The sequence below is a fragment of the Modestobacter sp. DSM 44400 genome, from assembly GCF_900107175.1.
GTDB lineage: Bacteria > Actinomycetota > Actinomycetes > Mycobacteriales > Geodermatophilaceae > Modestobacter.
Genome location: NZ_FNOZ01000005.1, coordinates 104,706 through 119,788, shown reverse-complemented (window position 1 = coordinate 119,788; position 15,083 = coordinate 104,706). Strand labels below are relative to the sequence as shown.

Genomic DNA, 15,083 nt, shown 5'->3' with positions numbered 1-15,083 from the left:
CCTCACCGGTGGCGTAGCGCAGCACCACCCGGCAGCGGGACCGGCGGTGCCGGGCCCGGCGGGACCGCCTCACGGACGATCGCTGACTCGGCACCCGCTGCCGCGGCGAAGTCCGCGGCGCTGCCGCGCAGCCGGCTGACGAAGATCTGGGCGGTGTCCGCCAGGTCGTCGGGGTCATCGAGGTCGTCGGGGTCGTCCAGGTCGTCCAGGTCCGGGGCTAAGACATGAGCGGCGGTCATGCCCTAGATCTCGGCAGTCCTCACTCCGGGCAGGACTGGCGGAACGTGACAAGCTCGCCCGCTCCACCCGTGGCGCGTGTGGGATCACGAAATGGGCCCGTCGACGCGCGTGAGCCCCGTGCGCGGGCGGAGACGGAACCGGTGCGACGCCCGCGCCGGGCCCCCGGCAGCTTCAGCCGGCGAACGCCCTCCGCCCGGCCTCAGCGACCTGGTGGTCCTCCTCGACCGTCCCGGCACTCACTCCGACACCGCCGACGAGCGAACCGTCGGGACCGGTCAGCAGCACTCCACCACCGAAGACGACCAGTCGCCCCCCCGTGGTCGACTCGATGCCGAACAGCGGTTGTCCCGGCTGCACGAGCTCGGCGAGGTCTCGGGTGTCGGTCTGGAAATAGACGGCGGTGAGTGCCTTCTTCTGGGAGATGTCGACGCCGATGAGCTTCGTGCCGTCCATGGCCGCGAAGGCCACGAGGTTGCCGCCGTCGTCCACCACCGCGATGTTCATCGGTTGGCCGACGGTCACCGCCTCCGCCTTGCACGCATCGAGGATGGCCTCGGCCTGGTCGAGCGTGATCTGCCTGCCCATGGTGTCTCCACTGGATGAGATGTGCGGTCCGGGCAGCTGCCCGCGCCGTCGTTCGCTGGCGAGGTCAGAACACCCGGACCGGGACCTCCGCCGGCGCGCTGAGCAGCGCGTCGATCTCGTCGTCCAGTTTGACGAGCGTGAGCGAGGCGCCGGCCATGTCAAGCGAAGTGCAGTACTCATTGACGTAACTGCGGGTGACGGTGATGCCGCGCTCGGCGAGCTGCTGGTGGGCGCGGCGGTACAGGATGTAGAGCTCGCTGATCGGGGTGCCGCCCAGGCCGTTGATCATCAGGGCGACGTTGTCGCCGGCGGTGTACGGCAGGTCGGTGACGACAGCGTCGAGCAGCTCGTCGGTGAGGGCGTCGGCGTTCGTCATCTTCTTGCGCTCGCGGCCGGGCTCGCCGTGGATGCCGACGCCCATCTCGATCTCGTCCGCACCCAGCTCGAACAGCGGTGAGCCCTTGGCCGGCGGGGTGCAGGCGGTGAGCGCAACGCCCATCGTCCGGGTCACGTCATTGACCTTCTTGCCCACCCGGATCACCTCGTCGAGGTCGGCGCCCTGCTCCGCGGCCGCGCCCACCGCCTTGATGACGAAGAAGTTCCCGGCCACGCCACGCCGGCCCACCGTGTAGGTCGAGTCCTTGACGGCCACGTCGTCGTTGATCGTCAGGATCTCGACCTTGATGCCCTCGGACTCGGCCATCTCCTTGCCCATGTCGAAGGCCATCCGGTCGCCGGTGTAGTTGTTCACCAGCAACAGCACACCCTTGGGCGTGGCCAGCAGCTTGGCCGTCTCGTAGACGTAGTTCATCGGCGGCGCGGCGAAGACGTCACCGGGACACGCGGCGTCCAGCATCCCCCTGCCGACGATCATGACGTGGGCGGGCTCGTGGCCGGAGCCCGAGCCCTGCACGATGGACACCTTGTCCTCGCGCGGGGAGTCCGCACGCATGACGAGGTTGTACTCCGGGAGGTACTTCAGGGTGTGCGGGTTGGCCAGCGCGAGCCCCTCGAGCATCTCCGGGACGAACTGCTTCGGGTCGTTGACGAACTTCTTCATGACGCTCCCTCTGTCTGCCAGGCCTCGTTGATCCGACCGATGATCACGGCCACGCCCATGGCGCCGGCGTCGACCGATCCCTTGCTGCGCTCGCCCGTGTAGGACGCGCGGCCGCGCTTGGCGACCATGTCCACGGTGGCCTCCGCGGCCTCCTTGGCGGTGACGGCCAGTGCTGTCAGAGTCTGGGTGGCGTCGGCCCCCGCGGCCACCTCGGCCTCCAGACGGTCGGTCACGGGCGCCAGGACGTCGAGCAGGGTCTTGTCGCCGACGTCGGACTGGCCGCGCGCCTTGATGCCCTCGATGGCTGCGCGCAGCATGGCCACGACCTGATCCCCGGTCAGGGTGTCCGTCGCGCCTGCGGTCATCCCGGCTCGCATGAACGCGGTTCCCCAGATGGGCCCGGAAGTGCCCCCGATCCGGGCCGTGATCATCATTCCGATCTTCTTCAGGAAGGTGCCGATGTCAGTGCGGTCGACGTCGTCCCATCCGGCGAGCACGGTCTCGAAGCCGCGGGCCAGTGAGTAGCCGAAGTCGCCGTCGCCGACGACGGCGTCGAGGTCGCCGAAGTACTTCTCGTTGTCGACGGCCGCCTGGGCGATCGTGCGGACGACCAGGTCCGCCTGCCGTTGTGCGGTGCTGCTCACGCAGTTCCTCCCAGAGAACGGCCGGTGGATGAGGCGGGGGCCGTCGGTGCGCCGAGGCACGCCCGCACGTCCGCCAGCGCGATGTGGTCGCCGGGGTGCGCGCGCCCCCGGTTGGCCAGTACCTCGATCGGCGGCCGGCCGGGGTCCCCGAGTTCGGACACCACCAGGACGGCCTCGTCGAACGGCTCGGTCCTGGTGTACCCGTTGACCGTGACCAGACAGGGCAGGCCGGCGCCGGTCGCGGCGAGCAGCCCGTTGCGTGAGTCCTCCACGACCAGCGTGTCGCCGCGATTCAGGCCGAGGGTCGCCACCACCAGGTCGTAGATCGCCGGATCGGGCTTCTTGGCCGGCACGACGTCACCGGCGAAGACCGGTATCCGCCCCGCGGTGTCCGCCCCGACGGCGTGCTCGAGGACGGCGTGGACGGACTCCTCGGCCGACGTGGACGCGACCGCGACGGTCCATCCCTCGTCGAGTGCTTCGGTGATCAGCCGCGCGACGCCGGGGCGGGCCGGGATCTGCCCTGCGGCCACCAGCGCGCGGAACCGCGCCGTCTTCGTGCGGTGCCACTCGGTGAGCAGCTGGGCGCGCGTACCGTCGTCGTCCGGGATGCTGGCGGTGCGGACGAACTTCGGGTCGCGGAACAGGCTGGCCATCCGCTCCTTCCCGCCGCCGATCGCCAGCTTCTCCCCGTAGTCGTCCTCGCTCCAGCGCACCGGGAGGCCGTGCTCGGCGAAGGTCGCGTTGAACGCGGGCAGGTGGCCGTACCGCTCGGTGTCGGCGAGCACGCCGTCGCAGTCGAAGACCAGGGCGCTCACCAGGCACGTCCCGAACTGCCGAATGTGCGCATGTGCTCCTGCGCCATGTCCATCACGGCGCTGCGCTGGTGAGCGAACAGGGACGGCGGGTCCCACTTCCCCTTCTCCTCGGCGCTGAGCAGGAACTGCAGGCTCGACTGCATGTACACCTGCTTGAGCGCCGTGGAAATGTTGACCTTGGCGCAGCCGCGGGCGATGAGGTCCTGGAACTGCTCGGCGGACAGCCCGGTCCCGCCGTGCAGGGCCATCGGCACGCCGGTCGCCTCCACGAGGTCGCTCACCCGCTGGGAGTCGAGCACGGGAGCGGATGCGTACTGACCGTGGGCGTTGCCGATGGCGGGGGCGAAGCAGTCCACCCCTGTGCGCTGGATGAAGTCCACGGCGACCTCGAGCGTCTGGACGAGGGAGGCTTCGTCGGAGCCGATGCCGTCCTCGACTCCTTGGATGCCCTCGATCTCGCCCTCAACGTGCGCACCGCGCGCCCGGGCATCGGCCACGACCTCGGTGGTCTGTCGGAGGTTCTCCGCGACGTCGAGCTCGTGGGCGTCGAACAGGACGGAGTTCCAGCCGCCCTGGAGGCAGTCGCTGATGACGGAGCGGTCCGGGCAGTGATCCAGGTGCAGCGTCACGGGCACGGGGACGCCGCGGACCAGGGCGCGGAAGATGTCGAACAGCTGGGCGCGGCCGTACATCCGCACCGTCTTGACCGACGTCTGCAGGATGACCGGGGAGTTCTCCGCGACGGCGGCCGCGAGGACCGCCTCGATGCTCAGGTCGTTGATGATGTTGAACGCCGGCACGCCGTACCGGTCGGCCAGCGCACGGTCGAGGAGCTCCTTCATGGGGACGACGGGCACCGACACTCCTGTGCTCTCGGTCGGACACGGGCACGACTGGTTCTGTAACAGGAGTAAAGCGTGGTGACCGTCACTGTTGTATGGGGTGATTCCCCCAGTTGTCAGCCGGAGGTCGGCCGATCGCTCGGGCGCGGCAGCCAACCCCGTTCCAGCGCGCTCATCACGGCGGCGGTGCGGCTGCCCGTGCCGGTCTTGTGCAGCACTGCGGCCACGTGCTTCTCCACCGTCTTGGGCGACAGCACCAGCGCGCTGGCGAGCTGCCGGTTGCTCAGGCCGCGAGCGAGCAGGACGACGGTCTCCCGTTCCCGCCGGGTCAGCGGCGACCGGTCAGCGGAACTGCCCGCATTCGGGGCCGCCCCCACGCGTGGCCCCGGAGTCTCGGCGAGCAGGCGGTCGTCTCCGCGCCGCCGCCGGATCAGGTGGGCCAGCGAAGCTTCGTCGACCCCGGCGCGGACGAGACCGGGAACGGCCGTCTGGGTGAGCAGCTCGAGCTCGTCGATCTCGGCGACCGTGAAGCGTCGGGACCGGCAGGCGAACACGACGTTCGCGCCAACGACGTCACCGCGCCACCAGATGGGCACGGCCACGACGGCGCCGGAGTGCGCTGCCTCCTCGGCCGCCAGGTGACCCGCGCGGATCTCGCCGTAGGTTTTCAGTACCACGGGCCGTCGCTGGGCGACGACTCGCCCGGTGATCCCCTCGTCGAGTGGGAAGCTGCTGCCCAGCCGACAGGACGTCCCGCGTTCGGCCACCTTTGCGTACCGGTCCCGCGAGGCGTCGATCAGCGAGATGCTCCCGGCTGCCGCCTTCAGCACGCTGCTGCTGGTCGCGATCAGGTGGTGCAGCAGGCACGCGACCTGGCTGTCGTGGGGGGAAGCCGCCTCCCGTGTGCCCTGTGCCATCCGACTCCTCGTCGAGTCCGCGGGGGAGCGTGGCGCCGTGCCGGTCCACCCGTCCGCCGTGCGACGACCAGCCGGTCCTGCGCCGGGCGCCGCCGGTCGACAGTACGGGCGCCGGGAGTGTCGTGCATCACCCGCCGCGTCGGGCCCAGCAACGGGGTGGCACCCGAGGGAGGTGGCCGGTGCCCCGCTCGGTCAGCGCCGCGGGACGGGGACCGGCGCGGTCATGCCCTCGTCCGGCATCGGGACCGGAGCGACCCTGCCGGCCTTCGCGTTCCGGCTGGTGCGCCGCTCGATGTAGCGGGCGACCTGGGAGATCGCCACGTTGACGATGATGTAGATCAGGGCGGCGGCGACGTACAGCTGGAAGGTGTACTGGTTGCCGAACGTCGGGGTGAAGAACTCCACCAGGCTGCGCGCCTGCCGGAGGAGCTCGAAGTAGCCGATGATGAAGCCCAGCGAGCTGTCCTTGAGCAGGACGACCAGCTGCGCCACCAGCACCGGCAGCATCCGGCGAACGGCCTGCGGAAGCAGGACCAACGTCATGACCTGCGACTTGCGCAGGCCCAGCCCGAACGCGGCTTCCCGCTGGCCGCGGTCCACCGACAGGATGCCGGCCCGGAAGATCTCGGCCAGTACGGCCATGTTGTAGAGCACGAGGCCACCGGTCAGCGCGCTGTAGGCACTCAGCCGCACCCCGAAGCCCGGCAGCACGAAGTACAGCGTGAAGATGACTACGAGCAGCGGGATGGCCCGGAAGAACTCGATCACCGTGGTGACCGGAACGCGCACCCACCAGCGGTCCGACAGCCGCCCCACGGCCAGCAGCATGCCGAGCGCCGTGGCCAGGACCATCCCCAGGGCAGCGACCTTCAGCGTGGCGACCAGGGCCTCGCCGAGGGCCTGCGGCACGCCGCTGTTGGGGTCGAAGAGCACCGACCAGCGTTGGGCTTCGAGTTGCCCGTTCCCACCGAGCCGGACCAGCACGAAGACGACGATGGCCAGGATCAGGACGGCACCGACGACCGTGCTGAGCCGGATGCGGGCGCGCGCCTTGGGCCCTGGCAGGTCGAACAGGACAGGCGTGCTCATCGCAGGATCGCCACCCGACGCTCGAGACGACTCACGGCGAAGGCCGAAGGAACGGTGATCAGCATGTAACCCAGCACGATCGCGAGGAGCACCAACACCAGCTCCCCGGCGTTGGCGTTGGACAACCGCTGCAGCGATGCAGTCAGTTCGGTCACGGCGAACCCGGCGGCGATCGAGGTGTTCTTCACCATGGCGATCCAGACGTTGCCCAGCGGCGGTACGACCGTGCGGAACGCCTGGGGGAGGACCACCTCGCGCAACGACTGCCCGAAGGACAGCCCGAGCGCGCGCGAGGCCTCCGCCTGGCCCGAGGGGACCGCGTTGATCCCTGACCGGACGGCTTCGGCCACGAACGCGGCGGTATAGAGGCCCACGGCGATCACCGAACCGGTGAAGAAGCCGACCGCGAAGTCGATCTGCGGCAGGCCGAAGATCAGGAAGAAGAACACGACCGTCAAGGGCGTGTTCCGGAAGGTCTCCACGTAGAAGGTGGCCAGTCCGCGCAACGGCGTGATGGGGCTGACCCGGAGGGCCGCCAGCAGCGTCCCGAGGACCAGGGCGAGGAGCCCGGCCAGCAGGGACAGGCTCAGCGTCGTGAGGAAGGCGTCCCGCAGCAGCGGGAAGTTGTCGATGAAGAACTGCACGGCGCCTCCTCTCGGGGCTGGGCGGCGCGGCGCCGCCGGACGGACCGGCCGCCCGGCGGCGCCGCGATCGGATCAGTACCGGTCGACGGCCGGCGGCTCGGGTGCCTCGGTGCCGCTGATCGCCCCGGCGGTGCGGTCCCAGGCGTCGGCCCAGTCGCCGTTGTCGAAGGCCTCTTCGAGGGTGTCGTTGATGAAGGCGCGGAAGGCGTCGTCCCCCTTGGGGACGCCGATGCCGTAGGGCTCCTTCGTGAACGGGTTGCCCACGAGCTCGAAGCCGTCGGGGTTGCCGGCGACCAGCCCGGTCAGGATGACGTTGTCGGTGGTGACGGCGTCGACCTGGCCGTTGGTCAGCGCGTCGGCGCACTTGGAGTACACGTCGAACAGCGTGAGCTGTGCTTCGGGGTAGTTGGTGCGGATGTTCTCGGCCGGGGTCGAGCCCTCGACCGAGCAGACCCGCTTGCCGGCCAGGTCGTCGGGGCCTTCGATGCCCAGCGGGTTGCCGGCGGCCACCATGATGTCCTGGCCCGCCTCGTAGTACGGGCCGGCGAAGTCGATCTTCTGCTTGCGGTCGTCGTTGATCGTGTACGTCGCCGCCACCATGTCCACCTGGCCGTTCATCAGGAACGGTTCCCGGTTGGCGGACACGGTCTCGGTCCAGGTGATGTCCTCGGGGGCGATGCCGAGCTGGGCGGCGATGAGCTTGGCGATCTCGACGTCGAAGCCCTCGGGCGCCTTGGTGTTCGGGTTGAGCAGGCCGAAGCCGGGCTGGTCGAACTTGGTGCCGACGGTCATCGTTCCGGCCTCGGCGAGCTCGGCCATCGTCGTTCCGGGTTCGAACGAGGTCTCGGTCTCGACGGCGACGGTGTTGCCGGTCTGTTGCTCGGCCTGGTTGCCGGCCTCGCTGGAACAGCCGGTGAGCACGACGCCGATTGCCGCGAAGGCAGCGGCGTAACGGGTGATGCGCATGGAGGGTCCTCTCGTGGGGTGCGGTGGGTCAGTGATTCAAGATCTTGGAGAGGAAGTCCTTGGCCCGGTCGGAGCTCGGGTCGGTGAAGAACGTCTCCGGCGTCGAGGACTCGACGATCCGGCCGTTGTCCATGAACACGACCCGGTTCGCGGCGCGACGGGCGAACCCCATCTCGTGGGTGACCACGACCATCGTCATGCCGTCGCGGGCCAGCGCGGTCATCACGTCGAGGACCTCGTTGATCATCTCGGGGTCCAGGGCGGAGGTGGGCTCGTCGAAGAGCATCACCTTGGGGTCCATGGCCAGCGCCCGGGCGATGGCGACGCGCTGCTGCTGGCCGCCGGACAGTTGGGCGGGGACCTTGTCGGCCTGGGCGCTCACGCCGACCCGCTCCAACAGTTCGCGGGCGCGCTTCTCGGCGTCGGTCTTGGACTGCTTGCGCACCTTGATCGGCCCCAGCGTCACGTTCTCCAGCACGGTCTTGTGCGCGAAGAGGTTGAAGCTCTGGAACACCATGCCGACGTCACTGCGGAGCCGGGCGAGCTCCTTGCCCTCCTCCGGCAGCCGCTGGCCGTCGATGGTGATCTCGCCGCTCTCGATGGACTCCAGCCGGTTGACGGTGCGGCACAACGTGGACTTGCCCGAACCTGACGGGCCGATGACCACGACGACCTCGCCGCGATCGATGGTCAGGTCGATGTCCTGTAGCACGTGCAGGTCGCCGAACCACTTGTTGACGCCGGTCAGGCGGACGAGAGGTTCTCCGTTCGGGCGTTCGGTCACAGCCTGTGACCCTAGGCCGCGCCGGTCTTCGGTACGTCGCGCTGCCATCACGAAGCTGTAACGAAGACCGGCGTCGGCTGTGGGATGCGGCGGCCCGGGATGAACCCTGCGCGGTCGGGTAGGGCTTCTCCTATTGGAACCACGAGTTCGGCCACGTTGATCAGCCGCGGCGTCCTGGCCGCCGTCGCCGGGACCGCAGTGATGAGCGCTTTCCAGAAGTTCGTCGAGATGCCCCTCACCGGCCGCCAGGAAAGCTACGCGCCGGCACACCTGGCGGAGACACTGCTCCCGGTCCACCCCGAGACCCAGCAGGCGCGGACCCGACTGAACTGGGCCGCGCACTTCGGGCTCAGCGTCAACTGGGGCACGGCCTACGGACTGGCCGCCAAGGCGGGTCTGCGGGGGCAGAAGGCCGTCAATGTCACCTCCGCCACCGTCTACCCGACGGAGCTGCTGCTCAGCACCGCGCTGGGCGTCTATCACCCGTCGAGCTGGACGGCGAAGGACTGGGCGATCGACGTCGTGGACAAGTACGTGCAGGCGCAGGCGACCGGTTTCGTCTTCGACCGGTTCCTCGACCCCGCCCGCTGACCGCCGCACCGACGGGGCGGGCCGCGCCCGTCCGTACGATCGGCCCGTGGACCAAGGCAAGACGTACCGGGTGCGCACCTACGGCTGTCAGATGAACGTGCACGACTCCGAGCGGCTCTCCGGCCTGCTCGAGGAGGCCGGGTACCGGGCTGCTGCCGAGGGTGCTGACGCCGACGTCGTCGTCCTCAACACCTGCGCGGTCCGGGAGAACGCCGACAACCGGCTGTACGGCAACCTCGGGCACCTGCGGCCGGTCAAGGACGCCCACCCCGGCATGCAGATCGCCGTCGGTGGCTGCCTGGCGCAGAAGGATCGCGGCGAGATCGTCCGCCGCGCCCCCTGGGTTGACGTCGTCTTCGGCACGCACAACGTCGGCTCGCTGCCCGTGCTGCTGGAGCGTTCCCGGCACAACGCCGAGGCCCAGGTGGAGATCGTCGAGGCGCTGGAGGTTTTCCCCTCCAGCCTCCCGGCGAAGCGCGACTCCGCATACTCCGGCTGGGTCTCCATCAGCGTCGGGTGCAACAACACGTGCACGTTCTGCATCGTCCCGTCGCTGCGCGGGACCGAGAAGGACCGCCGTCCCGGTGACGTGCTCGCCGAGGTGCAGGCGCTGGTCGACCAGGGCGTGCTCGAAGTGACCCTGCTCGGCCAGAACGTCAACGCCTACGGCGTCGAGTTCGGGAACCGCGGCGCGTTCGCCGATCTGCTGCGCGCTACGGGAGCGATCGAGGGACTTGAGCGAGTGCGGTTCACCAGCCCGCACCCGCGCGAGTTCACGGACGACGTCATCGATGCGATGGCCGGGACGCCGGCGGTCTGCCACCAGCTGCACATGCCGCTGCAGTCCGGGTCCGACGACGTCCTGCGCCGGATGCGCCGCGCGTACCGGCAGGAGCGCTACCTCGGCATCATCGACCGGGTCCGGGCCACCATGCCCGACGCGGCGATCACCACCGACGTCATCGTCGGCTTCCCCGGCGAGACCGAGGGGGACTTCCAGGCCACCCTGGACGTCGTCGCGCAGGCCCGGTTCGCCAGCGCCTTCACGTTCCAGTACTCCAAGCGGCCGGGCACCCCGGCCGCGGAGATGGACGGCCAGCTGCCCAAGGACGTCGTCCAGGAGCGCTACCTGCGGCTGACCGCCCTGCAGGACGAGATCAGCTGGTCGGAGAACCGGGCGCTGATCGGGTCGACCGTCGAGCTGCTGGTCGCCTCCGGCGAGGGGAGCAAGGACGCCGCCCGCGGGCGGCTGTCCGGCCGGGCCCGCGACGGCCGGCTGGTGCACTTCACGACGGCGGACGGCGTGCGACCCGGCGACGTCGTGGAGACGGTCGTGACCCAGGCGGCTCCGCACTTCCTGGTCGCCGACGGTGCGCTGCTGACCCACCGGCGCACCCGGGCGGGCGACGCCAGTGCGGCCGACACCCGGCCCACCACGCCCGGCGTGCTGCTGGGCATGCCGCGGATCGGCGTCCCCACACCCGCCTGACCGGCGCGCCGCCCCAGGCACAGGAAGCTCTTCACCCGGTATCGCGCGGCGGACCGGGTGGAAAGCCTCCTATGCCTCAATGGCCGGGGCAGGGCCTCAGCGCCGGGACGACGACTTCTCGGCCTCGGTCAGCCACTCACGGCGCGTGGTCAGGTTCGCCTGCGCCTCGCTGACCCGCTTCGCGTTCCCTGACGCCTCGGCCTTGGCCAGCTGCTCCTCAGCCTTGGTGACCGCCGCGCGCATGGAGGTGAGCAGCGGGTTCTCCGGCTCGACCCGGGGGCGGGTGGAGTCGGCGGCGCCGCGAACCTTGTCCTCGACCGCGCGCATCCGGTCCTCCAGGTCGCGCATCGCCCCGCGCGGGACGTGCCCGACGGCGTCGTAGCGTTCCTGGATCTTGCGCAGGGTGTTCTGCGCCGTGCGCAGGTCCTTGGACGGGTCGATCTTCTCCGCCTCGGCCAGCAGCTCCTCCTTCTCCTGCTGGTTGGACTGCTCCTCGCTGCTGCGCGCCTTGTCGTTCCCGGTGCGGGCGGCGAAGAAGACGTCCTGGGCGGCGCGGAACCGCTTCCAGAGGTCGTCGTCGGTGTCCCGGCCGGTGCGGGGGACGGCCTTCCAGCGGTCCATCAGCGTGCGCATCGCCGCGCTCGTCGGACCCCACTCGGTCGAGCGGGACAGCCGCTCGGCCTCCTCGATCAGCTCGGTCTTGGCCGTCCGGGACTCGGTGCGCTGGACGTCCAGCGAGGCGAAGTGGGCCCCGCGGCGGCGGCCGAAGGCGTCCCGCGCCGCGGCGAAGCGCTGCCACAGCGCGTCGTCGGTCTTGCGGTCGATGCCCTTGATCGTCTTCCACTCCTCGACGATCGCCTTGAGTCGGTCGCCGGCAGCCTTCCACTGCGTGGAGTCCGCGGCGATCTGCTCGGCCTCGGCGGCGAGGGCCTCCTTGCGCTGCACCTGCACGGCGCGGGCGGCGGCCTTCTCGGCCCGGTTCGCCGCGACCGCAGTGTCGGCCATGCTGACCATGGCGCGGGCCCGGGCGGCCAGGCTGTCGAGGTCGCCGACGGCGGTGGCCAGCGGGATGGTCTCGGCCAGCGTCTGCGCCTTGGCCCGTATCTCGTTCGGGTTGCCGGTGTGCGCGCCGAGGCGGGCCTCCAGCAGCACGACCTCGGTGGCCAGGTCGTCGAAGCGCCGTCCGTAGTGCGCCAGGCCCTCGGCCGGCTCGCCGGCCTGCCACGAGCCCACCGCCCGCTCGTCGTCGCCGGTGCGGACGTAGACGGTGCCCTCCTCGTCGACCCGGCCCCACAGCGTGGGGTCCGAGGCCGGCTCGGCCGGGGCGGCCTCGGCCGCCGGCGCTGCTGCGGCCGCGGGGGCCTGCGCCGGCGGGGTGGGCACCGGTGCGTGCCTCGGCGCCATCGGCCGTGGCCCCGGCGTCGGGACGGCGGAGATCTCGCCGACGGACTCGGGGACCGTGTCGGTCAGGGCCTCCGGGGTGGCGTGCTCGGCCGGCTGCTCGGCGGGCTGCTCGGCGGGCTGCTCGGCAACGGGCTCGGCGGTGGGGACGTCACCGGCGGCAGCGGTCGAGGCGAGGGCGCCCGGACTGGACGTCACCGCGTCATCTCGAGCTGCGCCCAGGTCGCCGGCGGCAGCTGCGGCGGCCAGTTCCGAGGCCTCCTGCGGGGAGGACGGCCTCTCGGTGCCCGAGGGTTCGGCGGTCGCCTCCGCGCCGGTCAGGTCCGCGGTCGGCGCATCGCCGGTCGCCCCCTGCTCCGTCTCCTCCGAGGAGGTCTCCGCGGGGGGAGTGGCCTGGGGCGTCTGGTCTCCGGTGTTCTCCGTGCTCGACACGGGCAGCAGTCTTCCACGATGCATCGGCGACACTCCCTTCCGTGAGCCCTCCCGCGCCGGTGACGGTGGCCTTCTGCCCGCAGCCGCCGTTGCTCGTGCCGGCCGTGGCGGGTGCCCCGAGCGACGCCGTCTCGGCGCTGCGGGCCGCCGTGACGCGGACCGTGCAGTCCATGCTCGATGAGATGCCCGAGGTCGTGGTGGTGGTCGGGAACGGCGCCCCGCACGTCCGGTTCGGCCCCGGGGACGCCGGTGACCTGCGCGGATTCGGCGTCGACCTCGAAGTGCCCTTCGCCGGGCGGGTGCGCCCGGATGGGCGTCGGCTGCCTCTGGCGCACACGCTCGGTGCCTGGCTGCTGGACCAGGCCGGGCACACCGGCGTCCGGCTCGGCGTCGGGCCCGAGGACGTCGCGGACGCGTTGGCGGACCTGCCGGCCCGGACCGGCGTCCTGGCGATGGGCGACGGTTCGGCCCGCCGCAGCGAGAAGGCGCCCGGCCACCTGGACCCGGACGCCGCCCCGTTCGACGACGCCGTCGCTGCGGCCCTCGCCGCCGGGAACGCCGCCGCGCTGGCCGAGCTCGACCCGGTGGAGGGGGAACGGCTGCTCGCCGCAGGCGTTCCGGTGTGGCGCGGGGTCGGCACCGCCCTCCGCGGGCGGCCGGTCGTCGGGCACCTCCGCTACGCCGCCGCCCCGTTCGGCGTGGGCTACCTCGTCGCCGAGTGGCGGACGCCGTGACCGCATCGGACGCCGGACCGCCGGTGGTTGCGATCGTCGGCCCGACGGCGACCGGCAAGACCGCGCTGGCCGTCGCGCTCGCGAACCGGCTGGGCGCAGAGGTCGTCAACGCCGACTCGATGCAGCTCTACCGCGGGATGGACATCGGGACGGCGAAGCCCGACCTCGCCGAACGCGCCGGGGTGCCCCACCACCTGCTGGACCTCTGGCACGTGCGGGAGCCGGCGTCGGTGGCGGAGTACCGGCTGCGGGCCCGCGCAGAGGTCGACCGGCTGCGGGCGGCCGGCGTCGTCCCGCTGGTCGTCGGCGGCTCGGGCCTCTACGTGCGGGCGGTGCTGGACGAGCTGGACTTCCCCGGCACCGATCCGGCGATCCGGGCCCGTCTGACCGCGGAGCTCGATGCGGACGGGCAGGAGGCGCTGCACGCCCGGCTGACCGCCGTCGACCCGGCCGCCGCCGCGGCGATCCTGCCCAGCAACGGCAGGCGAGTGGTCCGGGCGCTGGAGGTGGTGGAGCTGACCGGCCGACCCTTCGTCGCCCAGCTGCCGGCGCCCCGGCCGCACTACCGGGCGCTCACCGTGGGCCTGGACCGGGCCGCCGAGGAGCTGGACCGCCGGGTCGCCGAGCGGGTGGACCGGATGTGGGCCGCCGGTTTCGTCGCCGAGGTCGAGTCGCTCGCCGCCGACGGGCTGCGCGAGGGGCCGACCGCCTCCCGGGCGCTGGGCTATGCACAGGTGCTGCAGCAGTTCGACGGGGTCCTCACCGCTCAGGAGGCCCGCGAGCGGACGGTCACCACCACCCGGCGCTTCGTCCGGCGGCAGCGCTCCTGGTTCCGCCGGGACGCTGCCACCACCTGGTTCGACGCGTCGGCCCCCGACCTGGCCGGCCGGGTGCTCGACCTGCTCGGCGGGGTGCGCGGCGTCCGTACGATCGACGGGTGATCGAGAGCGCCGGCCCCCGGGTCCTGCAGGGCCACGGCACGGAGAACGACTTCGTCGTCCTGCCCGACCCCGACGGGTCGGTGTGGCCCGAGGGCCGGCTGGACGCCGCACTGGTGCGCCGGCTCTGCGACCGGCGGGCGGGCCTCGGTGGGGACGGCGTCCTGCGGGTCGTGCCCAGCGCCCTGGTCCCCGACGCCGCCGCCGTCCTGGGGGAGGCGCTGTCCCGGTGCGAGTGGTTCATGGACCACCGCAACGCCGACGGCTCGCACGCGGAGATGTGCGGCAACGGGATCCGGCTCTTCCTGCACGTGCTGCTCGCCGAGGGGCTGCTGGACCGGGCGGCCGCCGAGGCCGGCGTCCTGGTCGGCACCCGCGGCGGACCGCGCCGGGTCGGGGCTCTGCCTGAGGGCGGCTACTGGGTCGACATGGGTCCGGCCCGCCCGCTCGGCGACGGCGCGATGGTGCTGGGCGGCCGCTCGGTGCTCGGCGTGGGAATCTCGATGGGCAACCCGCACCTGGTGGTCCTGCTCGACGAGCCGGTCGCCGAGGTCGACCTCTCCACCGTGCCGCCCGTCGACGCGGCGATGTTCCCCGAGGGCGTGAACGTCGAGGTGGTCAACGTCCTCCCGACTGCTGACGGCGCCGACGCGCACGCCCGGATGCGGGTCCACGAGCGGGGCGTGGGGGAGACCCGCTCGTGCGGGACCGGTGCCTGCGCAGTCGCCTCCGCGGCATTGACCGCAGCCGGCAGGAGCACCGGAACCGTCGTGGTCGACGTTCCCGGTGGCCGGCTGTCGGTCGGCTTCGACGGCCGGACGACGGTGCTCAGCGGGCCCGCCGTCGTGGTCGCCGCCGGCCACCTCGCCCCGGCGTGGCTGGCCGGCTGACCGACCCACCTCCGGTGCA

The 15,083-nt window shown here is 71.6% G+C and carries 17 protein-coding genes; 5 read left to right on the top strand and 12 right to left on the bottom strand.

Features of this window, described 5'->3' with window-relative positions; all coding sequences use genetic code 11:
- Positions 1-2 precede the first annotated feature (2 nt).
- The 11 genes from BLW04_RS28110 to BLW04_RS05600 all read right to left on the bottom strand — a co-directional run bounded on the left by BLW04_RS28110 (position 3) and on the right by BLW04_RS05600 (position 8,589).
- Positions 3-239, bottom strand: coding sequence for a hypothetical protein (locus BLW04_RS28110; RefSeq protein WP_254781094.1), 237 nt, complete (start codon positions 237-239; stop codon positions 3-5).
- A 172-nt stretch (positions 240-411) separates the two neighbouring features.
- The gene (locus BLW04_RS05645) at positions 412-825 is read right to left on the bottom strand and encodes a GlcG/HbpS family heme-binding protein (protein ID WP_091537794.1); all 414 of its coding nucleotides are present in this window, start codon (positions 823-825) and stop codon (positions 412-414) included.
- A gap of 64 nt (positions 826-889) precedes the next feature.
- Positions 890-1,885 carry a dihydroxyacetone kinase subunit DhaK gene (dhaK, locus tag BLW04_RS05640; protein ID WP_091537793.1) on the bottom strand — a complete coding sequence of 332 codons (996 nt, stop codon included), beginning with the start codon at positions 1,883-1,885 and terminating at the stop codon, positions 890-892.
- Positions 1,882-2,529, bottom strand: coding sequence for a dihydroxyacetone kinase subunit DhaL (gene dhaL, locus BLW04_RS05635; protein WP_091537792.1), 648 nt, complete (start codon positions 2,527-2,529; stop codon positions 1,882-1,884). Before dhaL ends, dhaK begins: the two co-directional genes overlap by 4 nt.
- Entirely contained in the window at positions 2,526-3,347 is an 822-nt protein-coding gene (locus tag BLW04_RS05630; RefSeq protein ID WP_091537791.1) for an HAD-IA family hydrolase, read from the bottom strand. Before BLW04_RS05630 ends, dhaL begins: the two co-directional genes overlap by 4 nt.
- Positions 3,344-4,204: a class II fructose-bisphosphate aldolase gene (locus BLW04_RS05625; protein ID WP_091537829.1), complete on the bottom strand. Its 861-nt coding sequence runs from the start codon at positions 4,202-4,204 to the stop codon at positions 3,344-3,346. The genes BLW04_RS05630 and BLW04_RS05625 overlap by 4 nt, the downstream gene beginning before the upstream one ends.
- A gap of 101 nt (positions 4,205-4,305) precedes the next feature.
- Positions 4,306-5,106: a helix-turn-helix transcriptional regulator gene (locus BLW04_RS27355; RefSeq protein WP_091537790.1), complete on the bottom strand. Its 801-nt coding sequence runs from the start codon at positions 5,104-5,106 to the stop codon at positions 4,306-4,308.
- A 192-nt stretch (positions 5,107-5,298) separates the two neighbouring features.
- Positions 5,299-6,195, bottom strand: a complete 897-nt coding sequence (locus tag BLW04_RS05615; RefSeq protein ID WP_091537789.1) for an amino acid ABC transporter permease — start codon at positions 6,193-6,195, stop codon at positions 5,299-5,301.
- Positions 6,192-6,839 (bottom strand): amino acid ABC transporter permease, encoded by a 648-nt coding sequence (locus BLW04_RS05610; protein WP_091537788.1) that lies wholly within the window; start codon positions 6,837-6,839, stop codon positions 6,192-6,194. Before BLW04_RS05610 ends, BLW04_RS05615 begins: the two co-directional genes overlap by 4 nt.
- Before the next feature lie 72 nt (positions 6,840-6,911).
- Positions 6,912-7,805: a glutamate ABC transporter substrate-binding protein gene (locus tag BLW04_RS05605; protein WP_091537787.1), complete on the bottom strand. Its 894-nt coding sequence runs from the start codon at positions 7,803-7,805 to the stop codon at positions 6,912-6,914.
- A 28-nt stretch (positions 7,806-7,833) separates the two neighbouring features.
- Positions 7,834-8,589, bottom strand: coding sequence for an amino acid ABC transporter ATP-binding protein (locus tag BLW04_RS05600; RefSeq protein ID WP_175483908.1), 756 nt, complete (start codon positions 8,587-8,589; stop codon positions 7,834-7,836).
- Positions 8,590-8,790: 201 nt separating this feature from the next.
- On the opposite strand from BLW04_RS05600, the gene BLW04_RS05595 reads away from it, so the two are divergent.
- Positions 8,791-9,180 (top strand): hypothetical protein, encoded by a 390-nt coding sequence (locus BLW04_RS05595; RefSeq protein ID WP_254781093.1) that lies wholly within the window; start codon positions 8,791-8,793, stop codon positions 9,178-9,180.
- 91 nt (positions 9,181-9,271) lie between these two features.
- On the top strand, positions 9,272-10,669 hold the full coding sequence (gene miaB / locus BLW04_RS05590; protein ID WP_091537828.1) for a tRNA (N6-isopentenyl adenosine(37)-C2)-methylthiotransferase MiaB: 1,398 nt from the start codon (positions 9,272-9,274) through the stop codon (positions 10,667-10,669).
- A gap of 96 nt (positions 10,670-10,765) precedes the next feature.
- Here miaB and BLW04_RS05585 read toward each other — a convergent pair whose 3' ends face one another.
- A complete protein-coding gene (locus BLW04_RS05585) occupies positions 10,766-12,502 on the bottom strand; it encodes a DUF349 domain-containing protein (RefSeq protein ID WP_254781092.1) in 1,737 nt (578 codons plus the stop codon).
- A gap of 41 nt (positions 12,503-12,543) precedes the next feature.
- On the opposite strand from BLW04_RS05585, the gene BLW04_RS05580 reads away from it, so the two are divergent.
- Genes BLW04_RS05580 through dapF form a run of 3 tightly spaced genes read left to right on the top strand, consistent with a single transcriptional unit; the run spans position 12,544 to position 15,064 of the window.
- Positions 12,544-13,236, top strand: a complete 693-nt coding sequence (locus BLW04_RS05580; RefSeq protein ID WP_091537784.1) for a class III extradiol ring-cleavage dioxygenase family protein — start codon at positions 12,544-12,546, stop codon at positions 13,234-13,236.
- A complete protein-coding gene (miaA, locus tag BLW04_RS05575) occupies positions 13,233-14,177 on the top strand; it encodes a tRNA (adenosine(37)-N6)-dimethylallyltransferase MiaA (protein WP_217630857.1) in 945 nt (314 codons plus the stop codon). The genes BLW04_RS05580 and miaA overlap by 4 nt, the downstream gene beginning before the upstream one ends.
- Positions 14,174-15,064 (top strand): diaminopimelate epimerase, encoded by an 891-nt coding sequence (dapF, locus tag BLW04_RS05570; RefSeq protein WP_091537782.1) that lies wholly within the window; start codon positions 14,174-14,176, stop codon positions 15,062-15,064. The genes miaA and dapF overlap by 4 nt, the downstream gene beginning before the upstream one ends.
- The last annotated feature ends 19 nt before the right edge of the window (positions 15,065-15,083 follow it).